At 50.0% G+C, this 21,896-nt stretch carries 25 protein-coding genes and 1 pseudogene; 6 read left to right on the top strand and 20 right to left on the bottom strand.

From position 1 onward, the window contains the following. Positions 1 to 158 precede the first annotated feature (158 nt). The 5 genes from KQJ23_RS13970 to KQJ23_RS13950 form a co-directional block, all read right to left on the bottom strand. A complete protein-coding gene (locus KQJ23_RS13970) occupies positions 159 to 728 on the bottom strand; it encodes an FAD-dependent oxidoreductase (protein ID WP_216479543.1) in 570 nt (189 codons plus the stop codon). Between the two features lie 62 nt (positions 729 to 790). Continuing rightward, complete coding sequence (locus KQJ23_RS13965) at positions 791 to 1,108, bottom strand: winged helix-turn-helix transcriptional regulator (protein WP_044479153.1); 318 nt, start codon at positions 1,106 to 1,108, stop codon at positions 791 to 793. Positions 1,109 to 1,319: 211 nt separating this feature from the next. Next, entirely contained in the window at positions 1,320 to 2,288 is a 969-nt protein-coding gene (locus KQJ23_RS13960; RefSeq protein WP_216479487.1) for a sugar phosphate isomerase/epimerase family protein, read from the bottom strand. 35 nt (positions 2,289 to 2,323) lie between these two features. Continuing rightward, positions 2,324 to 3,406 (bottom strand): Gfo/Idh/MocA family protein, encoded by a 1,083-nt coding sequence (locus KQJ23_RS13955; RefSeq protein WP_216479486.1) that lies wholly within the window; start codon positions 3,404 to 3,406, stop codon positions 2,324 to 2,326. Further along, the gene (locus tag KQJ23_RS13950; RefSeq protein WP_216479542.1) at positions 3,399 to 4,169 is read right to left on the bottom strand and encodes a sugar phosphate isomerase/epimerase family protein; all 771 of its coding nucleotides are present in this window, start codon (positions 4,167 to 4,169) and stop codon (positions 3,399 to 3,401) included. The genes KQJ23_RS13955 and KQJ23_RS13950 overlap by 8 nt, the downstream gene beginning before the upstream one ends. Before the next feature lie 144 nt (positions 4,170 to 4,313). Here KQJ23_RS13950 and KQJ23_RS13945 point away from each other — a divergent pair, with 144 nt between their 5' ends. Further along, a complete protein-coding gene (locus KQJ23_RS13945; protein WP_216479485.1) occupies positions 4,314 to 5,147 on the top strand; it encodes an AraC family transcriptional regulator in 834 nt (277 codons plus the stop codon). 82 nt (positions 5,148 to 5,229) lie between these two features. Here KQJ23_RS13945 and KQJ23_RS13940 read toward each other — a convergent pair whose 3' ends face one another. Beyond that, complete coding sequence (locus KQJ23_RS13940; RefSeq protein WP_216479484.1) at positions 5,230 to 5,937, bottom strand: TerC family protein; 708 nt, start codon at positions 5,935 to 5,937, stop codon at positions 5,230 to 5,232. A gap of 258 nt (positions 5,938 to 6,195) precedes the next feature. On the opposite strand from KQJ23_RS13940, the pseudogene KQJ23_RS23960 reads away from it, so the two are divergent. Both KQJ23_RS23960 and msrA read left to right on the top strand, forming a co-directional pair. Next, positions 6,196 to 6,759, top strand: a pseudogene (locus tag KQJ23_RS23960) (TVP38/TMEM64 family protein); the annotation flags it as partial. 213 nt (positions 6,760 to 6,972) lie between these two features. Continuing rightward, positions 6,973 to 7,947 (top strand): peptide-methionine (S)-S-oxide reductase MsrA, encoded by a 975-nt coding sequence (gene msrA, locus KQJ23_RS23780; protein WP_249529775.1) that lies wholly within the window; start codon positions 6,973 to 6,975, stop codon positions 7,945 to 7,947. A gap of 148 nt (positions 7,948 to 8,095) precedes the next feature. Here msrA and KQJ23_RS13930 read toward each other — a convergent pair whose 3' ends face one another. From KQJ23_RS13930 to KQJ23_RS13915, 4 genes are all read right to left on the bottom strand, one after another. Continuing rightward, positions 8,096 to 8,419, bottom strand: a complete 324-nt coding sequence (locus KQJ23_RS13930; protein WP_216479482.1) for a DUF1048 domain-containing protein — start codon at positions 8,417 to 8,419, stop codon at positions 8,096 to 8,098. A gap of 10 nt (positions 8,420 to 8,429) precedes the next feature. After that, positions 8,430 to 8,777, bottom strand: a complete 348-nt coding sequence (locus KQJ23_RS13925) for a DUF1048 domain-containing protein (RefSeq protein ID WP_216479481.1) — start codon at positions 8,775 to 8,777, stop codon at positions 8,430 to 8,432. Then, complete coding sequence (locus tag KQJ23_RS13920; RefSeq protein ID WP_283571187.1) at positions 8,777 to 9,106, bottom strand: PadR family transcriptional regulator; 330 nt, start codon at positions 9,104 to 9,106, stop codon at positions 8,777 to 8,779. The genes KQJ23_RS13925 and KQJ23_RS13920 overlap by 1 nt, the downstream gene beginning before the upstream one ends. A 139-nt stretch (positions 9,107 to 9,245) precedes the next feature. Then, positions 9,246 to 9,830, bottom strand: a complete 585-nt coding sequence (locus tag KQJ23_RS13915) for a CGNR zinc finger domain-containing protein (protein WP_216479479.1) — start codon at positions 9,828 to 9,830, stop codon at positions 9,246 to 9,248. Between the two features lie 153 nt (positions 9,831 to 9,983). On the opposite strand from KQJ23_RS13915, the gene KQJ23_RS13910 reads away from it, so the two are divergent. The 3 genes from KQJ23_RS13910 (at position 9,984) to KQJ23_RS13900 (ending at position 11,155) form a co-directional block, all read left to right on the top strand. Next, positions 9,984 to 10,484 (top strand): DinB family protein, encoded by a 501-nt coding sequence (locus tag KQJ23_RS13910; protein WP_216479478.1) that lies wholly within the window; start codon positions 9,984 to 9,986, stop codon positions 10,482 to 10,484. A gap of 72 nt (positions 10,485 to 10,556) precedes the next feature. Continuing rightward, positions 10,557 to 10,739, top strand: coding sequence for a DUF2188 domain-containing protein (locus KQJ23_RS13905; RefSeq protein ID WP_216479477.1), 183 nt, complete (start codon positions 10,557 to 10,559; stop codon positions 10,737 to 10,739). Between the two features lie 53 nt (positions 10,740 to 10,792). After that, entirely contained in the window at positions 10,793 to 11,155 is a 363-nt protein-coding gene (locus KQJ23_RS13900) for a DUF423 domain-containing protein (RefSeq protein WP_216479476.1), read from the top strand. A 57-nt stretch (positions 11,156 to 11,212) separates the two neighbouring features. On the opposite strand, the gene KQJ23_RS13895 is transcribed toward KQJ23_RS13900, so the two are convergent. The 10 genes from KQJ23_RS13895 to KQJ23_RS13850 form a co-directional block, all read right to left on the bottom strand. Further along, positions 11,213 to 11,872, bottom strand: a complete 660-nt coding sequence (locus KQJ23_RS13895) for a YitT family protein (protein ID WP_216479475.1) — start codon at positions 11,870 to 11,872, stop codon at positions 11,213 to 11,215. Positions 11,873 to 12,168: 296 nt separating this feature from the next. Further along, complete coding sequence (locus tag KQJ23_RS13890; RefSeq protein WP_216479474.1) at positions 12,169 to 12,669, bottom strand: Crp/Fnr family transcriptional regulator; 501 nt, start codon at positions 12,667 to 12,669, stop codon at positions 12,169 to 12,171. Between the two features lie 323 nt (positions 12,670 to 12,992). Further along, complete coding sequence (locus KQJ23_RS13885) at positions 12,993 to 13,487, bottom strand: YhjD family protein (RefSeq protein WP_216479473.1); 495 nt, start codon at positions 13,485 to 13,487, stop codon at positions 12,993 to 12,995. Further along, the gene (locus tag KQJ23_RS13880) at positions 13,484 to 14,746 is read right to left on the bottom strand and encodes a DNA polymerase IV (RefSeq protein ID WP_216479472.1); all 1,263 of its coding nucleotides are present in this window, start codon (positions 14,744 to 14,746) and stop codon (positions 13,484 to 13,486) included. The genes KQJ23_RS13885 and KQJ23_RS13880 overlap by 4 nt, the downstream gene beginning before the upstream one ends. Before the next feature lie 181 nt (positions 14,747 to 14,927). Beyond that, a complete protein-coding gene (gene map, locus KQJ23_RS13875; RefSeq protein WP_216479471.1) occupies positions 14,928 to 15,674 on the bottom strand; it encodes a type I methionyl aminopeptidase in 747 nt (248 codons plus the stop codon). A 60-nt stretch (positions 15,675 to 15,734) separates the two neighbouring features. Beyond that, positions 15,735 to 16,436, bottom strand: coding sequence for a TetR/AcrR family transcriptional regulator (locus tag KQJ23_RS13870; protein WP_216479470.1), 702 nt, complete (start codon positions 16,434 to 16,436; stop codon positions 15,735 to 15,737). Between the two features lie 489 nt (positions 16,437 to 16,925). After that, positions 16,926 to 17,417 carry a PTS sugar transporter subunit IIA gene (locus KQJ23_RS13865; protein WP_216479469.1) on the bottom strand — a complete coding sequence of 164 codons (492 nt, stop codon included), beginning with the start codon at positions 17,415 to 17,417 and terminating at the stop codon, positions 16,926 to 16,928. A gap of 24 nt (positions 17,418 to 17,441) precedes the next feature. Further along, on the bottom strand, positions 17,442 to 19,322 hold the full coding sequence (locus KQJ23_RS13860; protein WP_216479468.1) for an oxidoreductase: 1,881 nt from the start codon (positions 19,320 to 19,322) through the stop codon (positions 17,442 to 17,444). Positions 19,323 to 19,327: 5 nt separating this feature from the next. Continuing rightward, on the bottom strand, positions 19,328 to 20,779 hold the full coding sequence (locus KQJ23_RS13855) for a 6-phospho-beta-glucosidase (protein WP_216479467.1): 1,452 nt from the start codon (positions 20,777 to 20,779) through the stop codon (positions 19,328 to 19,330). 13 nt (positions 20,780 to 20,792) lie between these two features. After that, on the bottom strand, positions 20,793 to 21,827 hold the full coding sequence (locus KQJ23_RS13850; protein ID WP_216479466.1) for a LacI family DNA-binding transcriptional regulator: 1,035 nt from the start codon (positions 21,825 to 21,827) through the stop codon (positions 20,793 to 20,795). Positions 21,828 to 21,896: the final 69 nt, after the last annotated feature.

The raw sequence follows: 21,896 nt of genomic DNA, 5'->3' as shown, positions 1-21,896 counted from the left end.
GATATTTTTCACTTTTTTAAGTGTATAATTTCACAATCTCTATCCTTAGTTTGCGGGATGGGAAAAATAACGTTTGTGCGTGGAGTCACAATAAATATGTCAAAAAATAAAAAAGGCTCTCCGCAAGCTGAAGCTTACGGAAAGTCTTGAAGGTACTCTTATGATTTCAGTACATCGTGATCTACGTAGCGTTCGCCATTCAATTCACTCAACAGCTCGATCGCCACCCTGGCTCCGTCTCCGGCTGTAATAATCGTGTGAACGCTTACGCCGGCAAGCGTGCCTGCAACCCAGATCCGAGGGTTGCTCGTTCTGCCGTAACCATCGGTCTCTACCACCGCTTTAATGCGCGGCTCGCGGCCCTCTTTCAGTTCCAGACCGATCGATGCCGCCAACTCTGTCAATGCACCCGTAGCCAGGATGACATGCGAGGCCTCATAGCTTCTTCCGGATTCCGTCTTCACGGTCACCTTGGAGCCTCCGTTCGTATCGACAACGGTCACTTTCTCTTCAATGAACTTTGCCCCCGCCTTCTGAGCCTGCTCCCGGCCGATCTTCAGCAAATCCGGGCCGCTGATATCCTTGGCTCCATAGTGGTTCTCAATCCAGGCCCGCTTCGTCATGCTGGCATTGCCGTCGAGCACCAAGGTTTCTTTGCCCGCCTTGGCCAAAAACAATGCCGCGCTTGAACCTGCAGGTCCCGCTCCGATTACGATTACCTCAGCCACAAGTACACCTACTTTCATCATATTTCGTGCCGCTCCGCCACACGAAAACGGCACGTCACAGCCTACTCAATCCACTGCTCTGCCCAGCACTGTACTTGCTCCATGACTGGATTCAGCGCTCTTCCCTTTTCTGTCAGCTCATACTCAATTCTTACGGGAGTTTCCGGATAAACATGCCTAATAACAATTCCTTCGGTCTCCAAATCTTTCATACGCTCGGACAACATCTTGTCACTCATCGCTGGAATTCCGTTAGAGATGTCCTTAAACCGCTTCGGGCCGCTAAGCAAGGTGCGGATAATCAGGCCATTCCAGCGTTTACCCAAAATTACGAAAGCGGATTCAAACCGGGGACACATCGCCGTATGATGCTCTTCCATGTTAATCTCACCTCATACTTTCTACATAACCGGTTAATAACTTACGAATCGTTAGTATATTTCATAGTACCACACTTTATGCGGGATGGATACAGGTGAATCCCTTTTTAATCGCTCCAGTATTTGTTATTATACCCGATTCATCTACACATGAAAAAGCGGCTGCGAAAGGCAGCCGCCAAGATTCACGAGAAGAAATAGAACGAAGGATTTAGACCCACCACATTTCTGCAGCGGAGTCTTCAATCATAATCTGCTGCAGATTCTTAACAGCCTTCGAGAAGCCTTCCTCAATCGACATCAGTCCGTCTTCATGCTCAATGCTCACGACATAGTCATATCCATAAAGACGAAGCGCACTGATAATGTCCGCCCAGGTCTTCAGATCGTGACCATAGCCTACCGTGCGGAACTGCCATGCGCGGTCCTGCATCAAGGTATAGGACTGCATGTCCGTGATTCCGTGACGATGTACATTGACCGGATCAATCGTCGTATCCTTGGCATGGAAATGGTGAATCGCGCCTGCCCTGCCCAAGATAGAGATCGCCTGAACCGGGTCGATGCCTTGCCACCACATATGGCTTGGATCCAGGTTCGCTCCGATGGCTTCACCTGCCGCTTCGCGCAGGCGAAGCAGTGTTCCCGGCGTATGTACCGAGAAGCCTCCATGCAGCTCCAGACCAATCTTAACGTGGTGGTCAGCCGCATATTTCCCCCATTCTGTCCAGTAAGGGATCACTTTGTTCGTCCATTGCCAGTCCAGGATTTCTTGATAATCATTCGGCCATGGCGCCACAGGCCAGTTCGGATATTTAGCATCCTCATGATCTCCCGGGCAACCCGAGAACGTGTTCACCACCGGAACCTCCAGCAGCTCGGCCAGTTGTACTGTCTTTACAAAGGTATCATGAAAGCCTTGGGCGATATGCTGCTGAGGATGGAGCGGGTTCCCGTGGCAGCTCAGTGCACTAATCGTCAAACCGCGGGATTCAACGGCCTTCTTGAAGTTTTCACGCGCAGCCTTGCTCTCTAGCAGCTCATCCGGCTTGCAATGTGCATCCCCTGGATATGCTCCGGTTCCGATCTCAACAGCCTTAACTCCCTTGGATGCAACCAGGTCCAGCGCTTCTTCCAGCGGCCGTCCTCCGAATAGAACCAGAAATACGCCTAATTTCATTTCAATAGCCTCCTGTCATTTGCGTGTCCGCCGAATTAATCAAAATATACGGTCTTGCCCGTTCTGGCCGATTCATAGATCGCTTCTAGAATTTCAGTAACGACCAATGCTTGCTCCGGCTTCACGAGCGGCTCTTTGTCTTCCAGAATGGCTTGGACCCAGGATCTGGCTTCCCGCAAGGAATCGGTCTCCTGCTCGCCGCTGAAGAAGGCCACGCCTCCGCTGCCAAGGTCTACCTTCGTCTCATACAGGCGGCTCATTCTTTCGCCATTCAGACGAAGGCCGTCATTCATGTCCGCTCCGCCCTCGGTTCCGCACAGCAGTGTTCTTGCTTCTCCGAAATCAATTACATTCAGCGCCCAGCTGGATTCGAGCGCAATAGTCGCTCCATTCTTCATTGTAATGAAGCCGAAAGCGGAATCCTCAACCTTGAATTCCTCCGGATTCCAAGGACCGAAAGCATTGGCTGCATTTTCACGGTTGCCCAGCTTGTGGAAGACTGAACCGGTAACACTCTTTGGTTCATAATTGTCCATGAGCCAAAGTGTCAGGTCAAGGGCATGGGTGCCAATATCAATCAACGGGCCTCCGCCTTGCTTCTCTTCATCAAGGAATACGCCCCAGGTAGGTACTGCACGACGTCTGAGCGCCAGCGCCTTTCCGTAGTAAATGTCTCCGAGCTCTCCTTGCTCGCACAACTGCTTCAGATACAAGCTGTCGCTGCGGAAACGGTTCTGGTAAGCGATGCTGAGCTTTTTGCCGGTACGCTTCGCCGCATCCAGCATTTGTCTTGCCTGCTCGGCGGTCTTGGCCATCGGCTTCTCACACATAACATGTCTGCCGGATTCCAGGGATGCTACCGTAATTTCCGCATGGGAATCATTCGGAGTGCAGACATGGACAACCTCGACATCCGTCTCACTAAGCAATTTGCGGAAGTCCGTATATACTTTAGCGTCTGCTGTCCCGAATTCCTTTGCGGCTTTCTCCGCACGTTCTTCAACGATATCGCAGAACGCAACCAATTCTACCTCCTCAAGCTTCACCAAAGCCGGCAAATGCTTGTTATTTGCAATCCCTCCGCAGCCTACAATCGCTACCTTCAGCTTCTTAGACATGAATATTCCCCCCGTTATTCGCATAACTGCGTATCCATTTCATACTCTCTCCAATACAATCGAGCGGATTGCCGGCACAGTAATCCTGCTCAACCACCAGCCAGGCTGCCCCTGCTTGAATTGCGGCATCTGCAATCGCCTTAATATCGACTTCTCCATGCCCCAGCTCTACCGTCTCGGCCGAACCATCCTCGCGCTTCGCCATATCCTTCCAGTGAACCAGCGGCAAACGGTCCGCATACTTGTTTATATAAGCAACCGGATCAAGCCCTGCATAGTGAACCCAGCAGGTATCAAGCTCCATTTGCAGACGTTCTGCAGGCAGCTTCGAGAACATAACGTCCAATACAGGCTGGCCATCCAGATGCTGTGTAAGCTCGAATTCATGATTATGATAGCAGAAAATAACCCCCGCATCCGCACAGCGTTGACCGATCTTGTCCATATCTGCAAAAATTTCATGCCAGCGATGACGATCTTCCTCTTCCAAGAAAGGCATGATCAATGTAGTGTTGCCGATCGCTTTATTAAACGCGATTTCCTCATCAAGCGCATCGCGCAATCTCACATAAGGTGTATGCGCTCCCAAAGCAATCAAACCGGTTTCATCCAGAATGGCCTTGACCTGCTCGGCTGTCCGGCCGAAGTATCCCGCAAATTCCACCCCTTGATATCCCAGTGCTGCAACCTTGTGCAGGGTTCCTTCAAAATCCTGTTCCATAGCATCGCGAACTGTATAAAGCTGGAGACCTACTTGTGTCAAAATAATCACCTCAACCTTTAATTAAACGAATTGATCAACTCTTCTACATGGTATTCCAAATTGCTTTACAGTAAAATGAATAATATGATTGAAACATGAACAATCTGGTCATTATTTTTTTTGGTACTTGGGAGAGTGGCATTTTTGAACAATAAAAACCTGCAAATTCTGACCGCTGGCTATTCCCTTCACAGCAAGCCGTTTCATATTTTCCAACCGGAAGGGCTGGAGAATCATCTAATACGGCTGCAGACTACAGGCCGCTGCCGCACCCGTATTGAAGGGAAGCTGGAGCGGCTGGAGCCCGGTGACCTGCTGCTTGTCGCCCCCGGACAGCCCTACGAGCTGCGGATTGAAGCCGAGCCTTCCATCGGCGTTCAGGCACAGGGACCTCCGTTGATTAACAGCGGCGACTATCATATCTTCCCTTCAGGGGAATGGATCGAGGAGTGGTGGCAGAAACAGCCCCGTCCCCGCATTATCCGGCTTCCGCTGTCAGAGGGGGTTGTCGGGGCTTTCCGGCAAATTATGCTGGAGCGGCAACGAATCTCCAATCCTTCTCCTGAAATCGCAGAGTATTACTTAAAGATTCTGTGTACGGATATTGACCGCAATTTGCTCCAGCAGCCAACCCGGACCTATCCCACTTATCTTGCCCACCGGATTAAGAATTATATTGAAGAGAATGCGGCTGGACCGATTCGCCTGGAGGATGCGGCGGCCTATGCCGGCATTAGCGTCTCGCGGGCGGTGCATCTGTTTAAAGAGACATTCGACACCAGCATTATTCAATACACCCTTGAGGTTCGCCTGAATATGGCGCGGGAAAGAATCATTTTCAGCCCGCTTAGTCTGGAGCATGTGGCCGAAAGCTCCGGCTTTCCAAACTACAATTATTTTCACCGGGTATTTAGGAAGCGGTTCGGGATGTCTCCCAAACAATTCCGCCAGCATGCCCGCACGCCGGTCGAATCCTGACTTTGTCCGCGAAGTCTATATTCAAAAAATAAGAAGAACCTTTCCCCGGAATGGAGAAAGGTTCTTCCCTGTACACCTATAACTACAGCGGGAGGTTGCCTTGATTCAGCATTTGCTGAATTTCACGCTCGCGCTCAAGCTTTTTCTTCATTAAATGTCCCAAGCCTACAACAAGAGCAATAATAACCATTTCGAACCCGTACTTGATCCAACCGCTTGCGAACCAGTCAAGAATCAGCGGCTCAGCAACCAGCATCTTGGATGCCGTCCATGCCAGCACAGCCGCTCCGATCGTAATGACGACCGGGAAGCGCTCTGTCAGCTTCAGAATCATCGTACTTCCCAGCACCATAATCGGTATGGAAATAGCCAGGCCAAATACTACGAGCAGAAAGTCCTCATTCGCAGCGCCCGCCACCGCAAGCACATTATCCAGGCCCATCATGGTATCGGCAATAATAATGGTGCCGATAGCGGCCCACATGCGGTCTCCGCCTTTAATATCGTGGCTCTTATCGTCGACCAAAAGCTTATAGGCAATCCAGATCAGAGCCAGTCCGCCGGCCAGCCGCAACCCCGGTAGCTTCAGCAGCTCCAGTACAAGCAAGGTCATGATGACACGAACCACGATTGCCCCTATAGTTCCCCAGATAATAACCTTCTTCTGGTCCTCCTTTCGAACATTGCGCGCGGCAAGCCCGATTACAATCGCATTGTCGCCTGCAAGCACAAGATCGATCAGAACGATGGATAGCAAGGCTGTCCAGAACTCCAACGTCAATAACTCCATATTCTCTCTCCTCTCCTACGATCCGGTTCCAGCCTCTGGTATGAAAAAATGCACCTTTGCTCGTTAAACCGGGCACAGGTGCATTTTTATTTTATACAAAATAAAAAGACCTTCACCCAATACTCGCATCAGGCAAAGGTCTCGCTAACAACGTTAGGTTGCCAATAAAGCCGGGGCGTGAACCCGTCATGACGACTTTATTGTAGTAAGCTACTCCCCTTTGGGAACCATGCATATAAAATTCTTAGTAATTATAGCATGGACATGAAGAATACGCTAGATTTAATTAAGGGAAGACTTTGTATCATGGATGGGCGGAAAGGAGCCGTTATGAGAAAATGGATCGCACTCACAGTGTATGCCCTTGCTTTTGCCTTGGCTTATCTGTTCAAGGAGGAGCTTAATGGATGGATCACGGGCAATCCTCCGCTCTGGAGCCTGTTGGCTTTATCGACCTTGCTCGCCTTTGTTCCAATCTTGCCCTACCGCGTCGTTATCGCCGCTGCCGGATATATGCTGGGAGGACTGTTCGGGGGAATGATCACCCTGATCAGTTCTACGCTAGCCGGAGCACTCGTATACGCCGGTGCGGCCTACGGGTTCCGGGATGTGGCCTCACGCTGGACGGAAAGACTCAAACCGCTGGAGCGGATCAGCAAGGTCATCGAACAGCGTCCTTTTGCCACAATCGTCTTATGTAAATTAACGCCGGTATTCCCCCAAACGGCAATCAACATCTATTCGGGAGCTTATAACATTCCCTTCTTCACCTATCTGGCCGGCTCTGTTGTCGGCAAGCTGCCAAGCGTGTTCTTCTACGCCTTTCTGGGCGCATCTTTATGGGAGGAACCGAAAATGGCATTAAAGGCAGCTCTCGGATATATGCTGGTACTTCTGCTGGCAACTGTATTTTGGGTATATATTAAAAAAAGACCCTGGACAGCTTTCAGTTTTGGGACAAAAAACGTTATACTGGAAGCCGGATCAAGTTCCAGCCTGTTATTAATGATGCCAAATGAAAATGGAGGGATCAGCATGAATATACCGCAATCTTCCGGCCGTGAGCTGGCCACCTTTGCAGGAGGCTGCTTCTGGTGCATGGTTTCGCCTTTTGAAGAGCTTCCCGGAATTCACGGGATCGTATCCGGTTATACCGGCGGCCGAACCGCCAATCCGACGTATGAGGAAGTTTGCGCCGGGGATACGGGCCACTATGAAGCCGTACAGATTACATTCGATCCGGCCGTCTTTCCTTACAGAAAGCTCCTGGAGCTATTCTGGCAGCAGATTGACCCGACGGATGAAGGCGGGCAATTCCATGATCGGGGAGAATCGTACCGGACAGCTATTTTCTACCATAGTGAGCAACAACGGGAGGAAGCGGAGCATTCCAAGGCAGAGCTGGCCGCCAGCGGCCGCTTTGACAAGCCGATCGTAACGGAGATTTTGCCGGCTGCTCCATTCTATGCCGCTGAGGACTATCATCAAGACTACCATCGAAAAAATCCCGGGCACTATAAACGCTATCGCAAAGGCTCCGGCCGGGAGGACTTCATTGACCGTCATTGGGCGGGTCCCGCCAATCCGGAGGAGCTGAGAACTCGCCTGACCCCCATCCAATACGAGGTTACGCAGAAGAATGCTACCGAGCGCCCCTTTACCGGCGAGTACTGGAATAACACGGATGAAGGGATCTATGTGGATATCGTATCCGGGGAGCCGCTGTTCAGCTCGCTCGACAAATATGATGCCGGATGCGGATGGCCCAGCTTTACCCGCCCCTTGCGTTCGTACAGCATCAAGGAAAAGACAGATACCAGCCATTTCATGATCCGTACGGAAGTGCGCAGCAGGGAAGGGGATTCCCACCTGGGGCATGTATTCGAGGACGGTCCCGAACCAACCGGACTTCGCTACTGTATTAATTCCGCCGCTCTTCGCTTCGTACCGAAAGAGAAGATGAATGCGGAAGGCTACGGCGAATACCTGTATTTATTCGAGAACAAGTAACAAGCTTAGTTTAACTGCGTAATGATAAAGACAGCGGCAGCCTTGGACGAGATATTAAAGTCCCGGACTGCCGCTGTTTGATTAGACCCAATAAATCTTCCGCGGCATGACGCGGATTTTTAAGGTGCTGCAGCAAAAGACTCACCCGCTATCCCCTTGTTCCGCCTTTATCAACGGATTCTTGATAGAGATCAGCATATGTTTTGGAATCTTTGATCAGATCGTCGCAAAAAGCCGCTACATCCCTTCCTGTCACTTCGAGCACGCCTTTCCCCGAGGCCGCCCCCTCTTCAAAGAGGTCGATAATTCCCGTTAGCAGCTCTATTCCATCGCTTAGCTCGACAGGGCCGACCTTATAGTAATATTTCTGAATTTCTTTATATACAATCTGATAGTCTTGCGGGAGCCTCTTGACACGTGCCACATGTGCCCGCCATTCTCTTTTGCCTTGCATTATATCCTGTATTCTCATTTTCGCCCTCCTATTTGCCTAATTTTTTTGCGATATTATTATTGAGCTGCTCGCGCCACTTATCGCGATAAGACTTTGCCCCTTCTTCACCGACCAATGCGGAACAAAAGCCCTTGATATCGTCACCCAGAACCTCATGGACCTGCTGTCCTTCCTCCGCTGTTTCTTCGAGCAAGCCAAGTACTCCATCGAGAATAGGCATGAGGTTGCGGCCAGTAAAATCCGAGTACGACCAGAGATGAACATTAATTTTATTCCATGCATCTTGATAATCAACTGGCAGCTCTTTGACCCGCGATTCAAAAGCTTTCATCTCTTTAGTCATGTCGCTGCCGGTGATTTTTTCCCAAAAGTTCATTATGATTCCCCCTCCTTTAACTCCCTAATTTTTGAGGATACGAACGCCCATTTCTCCCAGAATCTCTGCAACTCCTCACGCCCCGCATCGTTGATTGCGAAAAACTTCCTCGGAGGTCCCATGTCGGAGGGCTTCTTGGCGGTCTCCACCAACTTGTTTTTTTCAAGCCGGATCAGGATTGTATATACCGTTCCCTCCACAACATCTGTGAAGCCAAGAGCGTTCAGCCGCCGTGTGATCTCGTATCCATAGGTTTCTTTACGGCTTATAATTTCTAGGACACAGCCTTCAAGCACGCCTTTGAGCATTTCCGTCAGGTTTTCCAACATAATCCCTCCCACTATTCCGTATGACTGGTATGCAGTATTACTTACTACCACTATAAAGTAGCACATAGTAGTTAATCTGTCAATTGTGACTGCTATGACGATTAATTTAACTTAAACCCTGGACTTTTTTATCTCCGTGTCACTCCCCGCTGGTAGTGGTCGTGTCTTTTCCCAGCTCCTGCTCCTTCTTCTTCGCCCGGAAGCGCCGCACCTTCATCAGATTGCCGCAGGTTTTGTCCTCGCAATATTTCTTTGTCCGGTTTCTCGTATCATCATAAAATATCCAGCCGCAGTCCGGATTGTCGCAAATGCGGATTCTTGACGGCTCCCCTGCGGTTAGCGTATGCAAGAAGGATGCCGCAACCTCCGCCATAATCTGCTCCCAGTCGTTCCGCAGAGGAACTCCCTCCATAGAGATCACTCCGCCTTGGATGATGGCACACCGAATTACGGGTCCTTTTGCAAGCACCGGATTTAGCATCTCTAAATCTTTTTCCGACACCAGCCCTCCTGCAATATAATGTTGAACCAGTGCCCTCAGTTGCTCCCTGAATGCTTGAAGCTCCTTCACCGTCTCGCCGCTTGCTGGCGCAGGAGCGGACAGACTCCATCGCTCCAGGAAATAACGCTGCCACTTCTCCTTGCCCATCCGTTCCTGCAGACCGCTGCCCCCCCGCCAATCTCCAGCGCGGCTATTTAGAAAATCACTCCATAACGTCTCCAATTCAATGCCTCCGATGTCATGTATATCAGTTACTACGTAACTATTAATTTATAGTTTAGGTAGTTACAAAAATAATCAACATATGTTATGCTCTCATTGTAACCCTTTAACATCCTTCTAGCCAGTTACACTGAAAATAAGGAGAGGATTATCATGAAATTGACCGCCCTAAACGTACTTCAACTGCAAAAGGAAAACACCTGGGATACACAGGAGTGGATCATTCCCTTATCTGCCGCACTGCGCGGGTTAAACGCCGAGCAGGCCGATTGGCAGCCGCCGGGCGGCGGGAATACGATCCGTGAGACGCTTACCCACCTCAACTACTATAACCAACGACTTTTGAACCGCCTGAAAAATACGCCTTCCGGGTCCGGACTTCCGACGAATGAGGCCACCTTCACTTCAGGCGAGCATCCGAAGGATAGCGCTGGCTGGAACGCTCTGCTTGAGGAGGCCGGACGCATTGCCACCGAGCTTGGACAGGCTCTGGGCGGCCTGACGGATAGCGATCTGGAAGCCCCGTATTCACCGGCTAACGCTCAAGTCCTCTTCGGCGAGGAACTTGCCCGCTGGATGCTGCATGACGCTTACCATGCGGGACAAATCGTATTGATCCGCAGGCAGCAGGGATCATGGCATACGGAGGCCTGAGCGTTTGGCCTCTTCGTTAACCGGGTAATGACGGGTAGCTGTTCTTATTACACCAGGAAAGGATGAAGCGAAATGCCTTGGAGTAAAGGAGATTACCCGACATCCATGAAAAATTTGGATTCCCGCGTACGAAACAAGGCGATAGAAATCGCCAACGCCCTGCTTGAAGACGGCTATGAGGAAGGACGCGCCATTGCTATCGCCACAGCCAAGGCGGAGGAATGGGACGAAAATCATCCAAAGGATAAGAAATAGCCTTCTTGCTCTCGTCCCTCCGGGAAAGTAAGATAGCAATGAGGTGATGATCGATGCAAACATTGCTCGTGCTCGGCGGAATCATGATGTTCCTTGCCGTAGCGCTTGGAGCCTTCGGGGCCCATGCCCTGAAAGACAAGTTGACTCCGGATCGTATGAAAAATTACCAGACAGGAATCCAATACCAGATCGCACATGGACTCGGCCTGCTTCTGCTCGGTACTGTGCAGGGAGATACGGTAAATATTTCTCAGATCACTGTGTCCGGCTGGCTGCTGACTGCCGGAATCGTGCTGTTCTCCGGGAGTCTGTATGTGCTTAGTCTGACAGGAATCCGGAAGCTGGGTGCGGTTACGCCGCTTGGCGGGCTCTGCTTTCTCGCCGGATGGGTGCTGTTTATCGTTGCCGTGGTCTAGGTTCTGTTCTATGATCCTCTCTGCAGTCACAAAAAAAACGGCTCAAGCCCAATGGGCTTAAGCCGTTTTCTTCTTCATGCCGTAAGTAACTGGACGCCGCGGAGCAGGCGCTCTGTGTCCAAACTGTACGGTCCATGTAATCATCTGTCCGGCGATCATGACCGCCAATATCGTAAACATCGTTTCTTTCAATGGCAGATATAACAATGAGACAACCAGCACGATGGCATCCATCGTCATGAACACGGTGCCGATCTTCAAGCCGGACCACTGACTTATCATGAGCGATAAAATGTCGTCCCCGCCTGTTGCACCACCTGCACGGATAACCAGACCCGCACCGAAGCCGGTCAGCAATCCCGAGAGCAGCGCTGCCATGAGCAGATTGGAACCAAAGTCCATCCGCAGCGGCGAGAAGCTGTCACACAATTCATAAAATAACGAAAACGACATCGAAGCAACAAGCGTATGCGCAATAAATTTCCGGCCCTTCAGCCATACAGCTAATATAAAGATCGGAATATCCAGCACAAGCATTGTCAGCGCAGGCGGCAAATCAAACAAATATTTGCCGAGTAGCGCAAGGCCAACAAATCCGCCTTCCGACAGCCCATTCTGAAAATTGATATGATAGTAAGAAAATGCCAATAAAAACGAGCCTAACAACATGATGAGTAACTGTCTACTGTTAATTTTCCATTCTGTTATGTTCCTCATTCGATATCCCTCTTATCGCAGATTGGTTGACTTTATGGTCAAACCCTACGTGTAAGAAGGCTCTTGAGGACTTCATCCTTCGCATTATCACACGCTTCTTTCGTAGGATTGTTGGCCATAAACCGACGCTCCACGAAACAAGCTAAGTGTAAGAGAGATCATAACGTTTCCAAATCGTCCTTGGGGAATTTGTCCTTCGGGAACACATGGTATCCTGATCCTTTCTGTTTTTGTCTTATCTTATTATAACACAAAAATATTAATGACTAAACAGCTTAGCGGCTTCCATCTTTTTTTCAATTATGATGGCGCAATAACCGATTAACGGTCTCCCGCCGCACGCCGATAAATTGTCCGATTTCTTCCTGTGTCAAATATTCCGTAAGCGGCGCTCCGTTCGCATGCTGGCCAAGCCAGTCCGATAACAGCTCCAGTCGCTCGGCAGGGGTACCGATCGTCAAATGATCCAGCCGTTCCTGCATGAACCGGACCTTTTCCTGGAGCAGACGGGCAACGTCCATCGTTTTCTCGGGATCCTCCTCTAGCTCCTTGTACCATTTCTGGGCCGGGATCATCTCTACCTCGCTCTTGATTAAGGCGATAGCCGTACCATGCGCATCCTGCGGCGAGATCAGAGAATGATGGGGAACCGTCTCCCCGGGATACAGGATATTAAACAGCACGATATTTCCGTTCTCATGAAGTCGGGTCACCTTGAACAATCCGCTTTTGATGTGATATAGATAATTCCCCTCATCTCCCTGCCGGAACAAGATGTCTCCTTTATGTAATATCATGCTATCTCTCCATTTCTCTGCGTACTCTGACCCTTTAGTGCGAGTTCAAAAAGTCAGCTTTTCAACACCGAGAAGGTTCCGAGAACCCGAAGAAGGAGGAACGGAGTGTAGGCAGAACCTACATGAGTACCACACTTCTAGGGTGAACGCAAGATTCGACGCCGAATCAACTCCTTGGAACACTTCGTGATCAAAAGATGACTTGTTGAACTACCCCTATTATAACAAAAATCACTTCCTGAGGGCATAGGATTACAAAGAAACTGCAGCCATATAGACTACAGCAAAAAGACTGGAGCTAAAATCGTTCTTAAAAGCTTCTTTCACTTGTGTGGCGCCGCTGATTCTCGTACACGCTCTTTCAATAATACACCTAATTCTGCAATGTATCGGGTCAGCCGCAGACTGATCTCAGAGCGCATGACATCACGGGTTATTCCAAAACGCTCTTCATAGCCCCGGCAGTAATAACGGTAATATACTACCAATTCGGACTGCTCCTCGTGAAGAATCCTGATGTTGCGCTGTTTCATTTCCCGGCGCAAACGATGCTGGTCCTGAATCACCTTCTCCATAATATATTGTCCGGCCATCAGATAAGAGCGCTTGAGAATATTAACCGAATATTCCACCTCAGAGAGGCTTTTCTGAACCATGGTCTCCATGTGGGGCAGCAAAATATAATCCCGAAGCATGAGTCGTTCCTCCGAGGTAATCAGATTGTTCCGGGGAGTTCCATTTTGCTGCTCATATTGATCTGCATGCTCTGTCAGCAGCAGCTTTGATTTCCAGCGTTCATTTCCATCCAGCTTACTCATTTATAATGTCCCCCTATCTGCTCGGATCTTTCGTGTGCTATTGCGCCCTCCAGCAAGGAGGAAGCACGCATAATGGCCGTGCTCCCATACCTTCCCTTAATCAAGTCGATCGCCCGTTCTCTGTCATATGCGCGCGAACGGTTATCAAACAACGTCAGCTGCAGAACATCGTCATCGGTCAAATCGGACAATGTGACACTTAGATGACTAAGCGGTCGCCCGTTCCAGTATTTGATAAATAGCTGATGGGCAGCTGCAGCCACCTCATGAGTCAGCGCCGTCGGATGCTGCAGCTTCATCTGGCGGCTGAAGGAGCGCGTGCGCGTGCCATCGGTCTCGGATGCGGATACGCACACCGCAGAGCCCATATACCGATGACGTCTTGTTCGCTGGCATACTTCAATGACCAATTCCAGCAACACGGTCTCAATGTCGCATAATCGACCATAAAGCGTCCAGCGGAGCGCCTTTCCATGACCGACCGATTTCAACGGCTGCCTGATCTCGCGCATTACCGGACTAGGATCGATACCGCGCGCTGTTTGCCAGTAATACTCCGCCTGAATATCGCTTTGTTTCCCCATTTCCCACCGCATTCTTCGCTTGAATTCGGATAGCTCCATGCTTGCGATATCTCCAATTTGCCGAATCCCCATGCGGGCAAAGTGTCTGTTCATGGCAGAGCCAACCATAAACATGCTTTTTACCGGCAACTGCCAGAGCGTCGAATCCAGCCTGTCGAAGGAGAGCTCAAAAACGCCCTCCGCAGTCTTTTTGGCGAAATTATCCATCGCCATTTTTGCCAGCACCTTGGTCGGTCCTATGCCAACCCGGGTCCACACACCGGTGGACATAAGCACATGCTCCTGGATTCTGCGGGCAATTTCAAACGGTGGGCCATAGTAAGACTGCGAGGCGGTTACATCCAGAAATTGTTCATCGATGCTGAACGGTTCTACCAGATCTGTATACGATTCAAATATTTCAGAGATGAGCAGTGAAATTTGAATGTAGGTGTGCATACGCGGACGGACCACCACCAGCTCCGGACATATTGCTAAAGCTTCTCCGACCCGTGAAGCGGTGGTAACCCCTTGAGATTTGGCAAGCGGACATGCGGCAAGCACAATTCCGTTCATTCTCGAAGGATCTCCCACGGCGATCGGCCTGTCACTATATTCCGGATGGGCCGCCTTCTCGATTGAGGCGTAAAATGACTGCCCATCGATCAAAAAAATTTGCTTTCCCACGATCTTCATCTCCCATAGAAGCCCATCCTTGATTTATATAAATTAAGGAACACTTGTTCTTATTATATTCATAATACGAACAAATATTCTCATCCGTCAACAGGTTAATACTGGATACATCCGATTTACAAAAAAAGGCCGCCACGCCAGCAGCATTGCGCTGCCTCGGGACGGTCCTCGATCGTCTTTTCTATTGAGCTGTCAGAATCAACGGCCCTTCGCTAGTAATTGCAATCGTATGCTCAAATTGTGCCGACAGCTTGCCGTCAGCCGTTCTGGCTGTCCATCCATCCTCATCAATCCGGATCCGGAAGGTACCTTCATTAATCATCGGTTCGATGGTGAACACCATTCCCTCCTTCAAACGAATGCCTTTGCCGGGTGCTCCAACATGCTCATATTCGGGCTCTTCATGCAGCTGTCTGCCAATGCCATGCCCGAGCAGATCTCTTACCACCCCATAGCCGTGGGATTCGGCATGCCGCTGAATAGCCGATGTCACATCGCCAAGCCGGTTGCCGGGAAAAGCTTGGGCAATCCCCAGCTCCAGACATTCATAGGTTACCTGCAGCAGCTTCTCCGCCGCCGGGGAAGGTGTGCCCACCGTATAACACCAGCATGAATCACCGAACCAGCCTTCATATTCGGCTACAATATCGATTTTGAGCAAATCCCCGTCCTCCAACGGACGGGAAGAAGGAAAACCGTGCGCAATCACATCATTGACAGACATACAGGTTTCCGCCGGAAAGCCGTTGTATCCTTTCGTAAATTGCTTCCCGCCAAGCTCCTCGATATGCCGGGCGATCATGTCATTCAGTTCCAGTGTAGTTCTTCCCGGAACGACCCACTTGGCAATCTCCCGGTGGCAAGCCGCCACGACCTCGCCGGCCCGCTTCATTTCTTCAATCTCCCGCATGGATTTCAATGTGATCATATTGTTTCATCTCTCCACTCTGCTTCTGATTCTGCTTCATTCTTAATCAATCCGCTTATTTCATACAAATCCTCTTCCCGCCGCAAAGCGGATAAGTCCTTCCATCTCACCCTTCAAGGTGCCCCGCCGGACCGAAGGCAATGCACAGGCGGCAAGCGCGGCAAGCAGCCATTCCGCCTGACGCTCCGCCTCAGCTCCTTGCCGTGCATTACTGCTATGCGATGCTTCTTGCACCAGAATGGTCTTCACCCGGGAAGCCACCGGCAGCAGCACGTTGGAACGGTAAACCGGAGACAATAGCGCCGCTGTCTCCGGCTGGAGCATCCGGTACTGATCCGTCCCCAGATAACAAGCCAAAAAAAGAGCCCGGTCTCTTTCCCAAGCGCGGAGCAGCACTGCACACGCCTCTCTCAGCCGCTCCCTAACATGCAAAGAATCCCTTTCCTTGCTATATGAATTCCTATCCTCGCCAGCAGAAGCCGTTTTCTCGTTGCCAGAACCTGCTCCCCCCGCCGGGGATAGCTCGCCAGCCCACAAGGCCTCGGCTCTCTCCAGCCCCTGATACAGCATATCCGATACGAGATCGTTTTTGTTATTGTAATAATGGTATACCGTACCATACCCCAGTCCTGCCGCAGCCGCCACATCGCGGATCTCCAGCACAATTCCCTTATCCAGATACACCTCCGCCGCAGCCCGTAAAATCTCACGGATACGACGCAGCCGAATCTCTTCATTTTGTTCTTTCGTTCGCGGTGTCATAGATCAGGCACCTCACTCTTCCCACAAGCTTTTTTTGACATACTGTCATGTCGATATAAAAAAGTATAACAGATTCTGTAAAGAAGTAACAATACCAGGGCTTCAAAAAAAAGGCTCACCAACCAAAACAGAGCTCGCACCATGAGGATATCGGCTGGAATACACAAGGAGAAAAGGTCCTTTTTTGTACGACTTTTTATACAAAGCACGTCCTTTTCAGGGTAATAATGGTCTTTTATATGAAGAATCGTACAAATCCCTCAAATCCCTTTGTGCCTCAATATTAAGTGTTCGAATCTATATGTGTCATGTCTATAATTGTTCAAGTCTAATATTGCTCAGGCCGGGCCTGAAGGGGCCCTCCTTTGTTTCCTACGCTTTCGCGTACTCAACTGGCTTAAGCCGTGACAAAACGGCTGCTTCCCAAAGTAACTTCGGAAAGCAGCCGTTTATGTTTACTACATATAGTACATATTCAAAACCGGATTTTCAGCATTGAATGATTATGACAGCTTGGGCAGGATCGCTCTGACTTGCAGCTACCTCCACCTGCTTCACACACACCTGACCATTCGGTACAATTACAGGCGTAATCACAGGATAACCCGCTTGCTCAATCAAGGCGATATCAAATTCCAGCAGCAGTTGTCCCCGGGTTATAACATCCCCCGTTTTGACATGTGCCGTAAACCCCTCACCCTTCAGAGATACGGTGTTCATCCCGACATGAATCAGGATTTGCGCACCCGATTCATGCTCTAGCATGACCGCATGCTTGCTCTTCTCCATCAAGTGGACGACCTTGCCGTCAAACGGAGCGATGACTTTGCCCTCCGTTGGCTGAATGGCGATGCCTTCCCCCATCATTTTAGCGGCAAAAGCATCATCAGGCACTTGCTCCAAGGCTACCAACGTTCCGGGTACTGGAGACGGAATCTCAACCACCACGGGAACGGCTTGTTTCTTCTTCCAACCAAACACAATTGTTTCCCCCTACACTGATTTCTACAGATTTTTGGCGATGAAGTAACCTTCTCGTGTGGCATCCATCACATTTCTTGGTTTGTTAGCATCACCGATGACAAAGGTGTCCGGAACGATGCCATAGAACGAGTCGATAAGCGCTGGTGTGGTTCTCATCCCCGTGGAGAGAATTACAGTATCTGCCGAAATTTGCTTCCGCTCGCCAGCTTCCTCATAAATAACCCCTTCTGCGCTAATCTCTACAATCTTTACATTTAACTTGGTGTGCAGCGTTTCTTGCTTGTCCATGGCCTGCCTTAAACCAACACGATACAGGATGTTCCCGTTCTTGGCTAGCAGATCCCCCGCTTCCATGATGGTAACCTGCTTCCCATGCCGTGCCAGTTCGATACCAAGCTCGCATCCCGTGGAGCCCCCGCCAACCAGCACAACCTCGTTCCCCACTTCATCCATACGGGTGTAGACGTCTAACGCACCCAGCACATGGCTTTGCTCCACGCCTTTAATCGGAGGTGTAAACGGAACTGCGCCCGTAGCCACAATAATGGCATCCGGGGAGAACTGCTTCATCTGCTCCGGCGTTGCTTCTACGCCCAGCTTCACCGTAACTCCTGATTTGCCGATCTGGGTAATCAAGTAGTTCATATAATTGTACAAATCAATCTTTAGCTCTTCATAAGCCGAGTAACGCAAGGCCCCACCGAGCGATTCGTGCTTCTCCAGCAAAATAACGTCGTGGCCCCGCTCATCGGCAACTAAAGCAGCCTTCATCCCTGCCGGGCCGCCCCCGACGATAACAATCTTTTTGCTTTGCTTCGCCTTTGGCAACTCCAAAGGAACCATATCATAGCGGGTATAACGCGGATTGACCGAACAGCCGACATTTTTGCGCTCCGTGGAAATATGGTAACAGTATTGGCAGCGCAGGCAAGGGACGATATCCTCATCCCGGCCTTCCTTGGCCTTCTGCGGCCAGAACGGGTCGGCAATCAATGGGCGCCCCAGGGCAACAAAATCCGCCTTGCCTTCTGCAATAATCGATTCGGCTTCCGCCGGACTCATGATAGCGCCCACCACAGATACGGGGATCTTAACGTTGCGCTTGACCTCGGCAGCCCACTCAACGTTAGGCATATGCTCTTTAAAGATCGTTGGAGCCATATGCACATTGCCCTCATAGTTGATATCCAGCCCCGCCGAAATATGCACCATATCCAGCTTGTCCTCAACGATTTTGATAAACTCCAGCACGTCTTCAAACTCAATCGAGCCGTCCACGATTTCGGAGGCGCTGATTCTCATGTCCACGATAAAATCATGACCAACCGCTTCGCGCACCCGGTCAATAATCATTTTCGGGAATTTAATCCGGTTCTCAAAGGAACCTCCGTATTCGTCCGTCCGCTTGTTAAACAGCGGTGACAGGAATTCGGCAGGTAGCCAGCCATGGGCGAAATGCAGCATAACCAGATCAAATCCGGTCTCCTTGGCCCGCTTTGCAGTCTCAGCCCAGTCGTTCGCGACCTCGTCCATCATTTGCTCGTCCATCGCTTTGACGATGGTGCCGTCTGCCCGAACAAGATCAACAGGACCAATGGCATAATCATCTACACGGGCATATTGGCCCGAATGAATCAGTTCAAGCGAGGCCTTTGCTCCCGCCTGATGGGCGATAATTACGCGATTTCTCGTTGCTTCAATTTGATATTTATCGAAGGCATAGGGCTCGTCCGGCCGGGAATAGCTTGCTCTCTTACGGCTGACGTTAACGCTGCCCGTAATAATGACCCCGGCTCCGCCAATAGCTTTATCATGATAAGGTCCTGCAGGCGTGGCAATAATCCGGTTATTGAATACTGTATTTTTTATGCGGATCGGCTTGAATAGATTTGGAAATTTCATCCTTATCACTCCTCTGTCTGCTCTTCTTGAGGTTCATCCAACATCGCGCCGTTTGATGCAATCACTTTTTTGTACCAGTAAAATGATTTCTTGCGCTCCCGGTTCAGCGTACCCTGTCCTTGATCGTCACGATCCACGTAAATCAAGCCGTAGCGTTTCTTCATTTCTCCGGTCGAGGCGCTGACCAAATCGATGCAGCCCCAGACGGTGTAGCCCATGACATCTACTCCATCCAACACAACCGCGTCTATCATGTGAGCAATATGCTTTCTCAAGTAATCGATTCGATAATCATCCTGGACCATTTCGCCTTCGCGCTTCTCATCGACTGCCCCCAGGCCGTTCTCAACAACAAAAATCGGCAACTGATAACGGTCATACAAATAATTCAAAGCGATTCGCAGCCCCAGGCCATCGATCTGCCAATCCCAAGCACTCTTCTCCAGATACGGATTGGCAATGCCGTCCAGCATGTTGCCCTTGACCCGAATTTTCCGGTCGGGGTTGGCGCTGGTAACCAGGGACATATAATAGCTGATGCCTATATAATCAACGGTCCCTTGCAATAAGTCCTGCTTATCCTCTGGCGTAATATCCAGCGAGATTTGACGCCGTTCCAGAAATTTGATGGCTTTCGGGGTATAATACCCCCGGACTTGGATATCGGAGAAATAATAATGAAGGTCCATATTATGCATGTTTTCCAGGTTGTCTTCCGGGGAGCAAGTCTCCGCATAGGATAACGGATATAGCATCATCATGCCGATCTTGAAGTCAGGATTAATCTGGCGCCCCAACTGGACAGCTCTTGCACTGGCAACCATCTGATAATGTGCAGCTTGATACATCATTTGCTCGGGATTCTCCGCCTGCTCGATGTGAATCCCCGCAGCAATGACGGGATTTAAGGTAATTACATTAATCTCGTTAAAGGTCATCCAGTATTTCACCTTCGTACGATATCTCCGGAACAGCACCTCGCACAAGCGAACATAAAAATCGATCATGCTGCGGTCTGTCCAGGAGCCGTATTTCTCGACCAAATAAAGCGGGGTTTCATAATGAGAAATCGTAACGATCGGCTCAATACCATATTTCAAGCATTCATCAAACAGGCGGTCATAGAAGGCCAGTCCTTCCTCGTTCGGCTCCGTCTCGTCCCCTTGCGGGAAGATTCTCGTCCAATGAATGCTGGTCCGGAAGCACTTGAAGCCCATTTCGGCAAACAAGGCAATATCCTCCGGATAACGATGATAAAAATCAATAGCTTCGTGATTTGGATAATATACGTCTTCCAGGATGCCGTCCGTATATACTCTCTTCTGCCCGTGCTTACCGGCAGCAGCGACATCTGCGGTGCTAATCCCTTTGCCTCCTACATTCCATGCTCCTTCGGATTGGTTAGCCGATACAGCCCCTCCCCATAAGAAATCATCAGGCAACTTCTCAGTTGACATACGGTTCCTCTCCTTACTCTCTACTTTTCACCGAGCTTCTTTCTATAATTTCCGAATGGAAAATAGCGCTCTGCTGCAGCTTCTGGACCAGGTCGGCTTTAGCTTTATTCCCCTCCATCATAGCGATTAGGGATTTAGCCACTCTTCGCATAATTTGCTGCTGATGCAGATCCACCGTCGTAATCGGCGGGGTGACCATTCTGGAGATCGGATAGTTGTTATAGCCTACGATGGATACGTCATCCGGCACAGAGATCCCTCTCTCCAGCAGCTTCTGCAAACCTCCGACAGCCAGATCATCCGTAGCATAAAATATTCCGTCAACCCGACCCGATGCAATGTGTTCCACCATGCTCTCCGTAATGCCGTAGCCGTGGTCATAATCGCTGCCGCGCGCTTCAAATACAAGCTCCTTATCCAGCTCCAATTGATATTTCTTCAACGTTCTCAAGTACCCTTTATACCGATAATTCGAGCCAATGGATGTCCTGCTTCCCCTCACGAAAGCAATCTTGCGATGTCCCTTAGCAATGAGATACTCGGTGATATCCTCCCCGACACGCTTATAATCGAGGGGGACGTTGATCACATGTTCGTTTGTAATCAGTTGGGCTGCCCGGCCCAGCACAAAGACCGGCATATTCTTATTAGCATAAAGATTAATAAATTCCTCAGAGATAAATTTGGACATACAGATGACTGCATCCGCCCGATTCTCGGAAATAAACCGCTCAGCCGTTCCTTTATGCTTGTCATTGGCCGTAATAATGACCAAGTCGATATGCCTTGCAATCAACTCCTGCTGAATGACCTGCAAAGAATCGGTAAAATAGGAACGGGTCGGGTTATCCGTAATCAGCAGCACGATATTGGTCTTCTGCCGCTGCAAATCAATCGCCGAGCCGTTCTTGATATAGTTAAGCTGCTTGGCAGCTTCTCTTACTTTGGTCTTGGTCTTCTCCCCAATTTCCGGACTGTCGTTCAAAGCCATGGAGACCGCCGAAACTGAAATACCGAGCAATTTTGCAATATCCTTAATCGTTGCCATGTTGTCTCACACCTCACGCTATTGTTCCGTTTTTCTTTATATTATAGAGTACGCTCAAGGGATTTGCAG

It is taken from the genome of Paenibacillus brevis (assembly GCF_018919145.1).
In the GTDB taxonomy this organism is placed as follows: domain Bacteria; phylum Bacillota; class Bacilli; order Paenibacillales; family Paenibacillaceae; genus Fontibacillus; species Fontibacillus brevis.
Note: the sequence above shows the minus strand (reverse complement) of the source record. Positions and strands in the feature narration are given on the sequence as shown.

Coding starts and splice junctions, on each gene's coding strand:
- KQJ23_RS13965 (WP_044479153.1), bottom strand. CDS start 1,108: ATGGAAGAGCATCATACGGCGATGTGTCCCCGGTTTGAATCCGCTTTC.
- KQJ23_RS13925 (WP_216479481.1), bottom strand. CDS start 8,777: ATGAACTTTTGGGAAAAAATCACCGGCAGCGACATGACTAAAGAGATG.
- KQJ23_RS13930 (WP_216479482.1), bottom strand. CDS start 8,419: ATGAGAATACAGGATATAATGCAAGGCAAAAGAGAATGGCGGGCACAT.
- KQJ23_RS13900 (WP_216479476.1), top strand. CDS start 10,793: ATGCAAACATTGCTCGTGCTCGGCGGAATCATGATGTTCCTTGCCGTA.
- KQJ23_RS13940 (WP_216479484.1), bottom strand. CDS start 5,937: ATGGAGTTATTGACGTTGGAGTTCTGGACAGCCTTGCTATCCATCGTT.
- KQJ23_RS13880 (WP_216479472.1), bottom strand. CDS start 14,746: ATGAAGATCGTGGGAAAGCAAATTTTTTTGATCGATGGGCAGTCATTT.
- KQJ23_RS13885 (WP_216479473.1), bottom strand. CDS start 13,487: ATGAGTAAGCTGGATGGAAATGAACGCTGGAAATCAAAGCTGCTGCTG.
- map (WP_216479471.1), bottom strand. CDS start 15,674: ATGATCACATTGAAATCCATGCGGGAGATTGAAGAAATGAAGCGGGCC.
- KQJ23_RS13855 (WP_216479467.1), bottom strand. CDS start 20,779: ATGTCAACTGAGAAGTTGCCTGATGATTTCTTATGGGGAGGGGCTGTA.
- KQJ23_RS13960 (WP_216479487.1), bottom strand. CDS start 2,288: ATGAAATTAGGCGTATTTCTGGTTCTATTCGGAGGACGGCCGCTGGAA.
- KQJ23_RS13955 (WP_216479486.1), bottom strand. CDS start 3,406: ATGTCTAAGAAGCTGAAGGTAGCGATTGTAGGCTGCGGAGGGATTGCA.
- KQJ23_RS13920 (WP_283571187.1), bottom strand. CDS start 9,106: ATGTTGGAAAACCTGACGGAAATGCTCAAAGGCGTGCTTGAAGGCTGT.
- KQJ23_RS13910 (WP_216479478.1), top strand. CDS start 9,984: ATGAAATTGACCGCCCTAAACGTACTTCAACTGCAAAAGGAAAACACC.
- KQJ23_RS13895 (WP_216479475.1), bottom strand. CDS start 11,872: ATGAGGAACATAACAGAATGGAAAATTAACAGTAGACAGTTACTCATC.
- KQJ23_RS13870 (WP_216479470.1), bottom strand. CDS start 16,436: ATGACACCGCGAACGAAAGAACAAAATGAAGAGATTCGGCTGCGTCGT.
- KQJ23_RS13860 (WP_216479468.1), bottom strand. CDS start 19,322: ATGAAATTTCCAAATCTATTCAAGCCGATCCGCATAAAAAATACAGTA.
- KQJ23_RS13850 (WP_216479466.1), bottom strand. CDS start 21,827: ATGGCAACGATTAAGGATATTGCAAAATTGCTCGGTATTTCAGTTTCG.
- KQJ23_RS13890 (WP_216479474.1), bottom strand. CDS start 12,669: ATGATATTACATAAAGGAGACATCTTGTTCCGGCAGGGAGATGAGGGG.
- KQJ23_RS13905 (WP_216479477.1), top strand. CDS start 10,557: ATGCCTTGGAGTAAAGGAGATTACCCGACATCCATGAAAAATTTGGAT.
- msrA (WP_249529775.1), top strand. CDS start 6,973: ATGAATATACCGCAATCTTCCGGCCGTGAGCTGGCCACCTTTGCAGGA.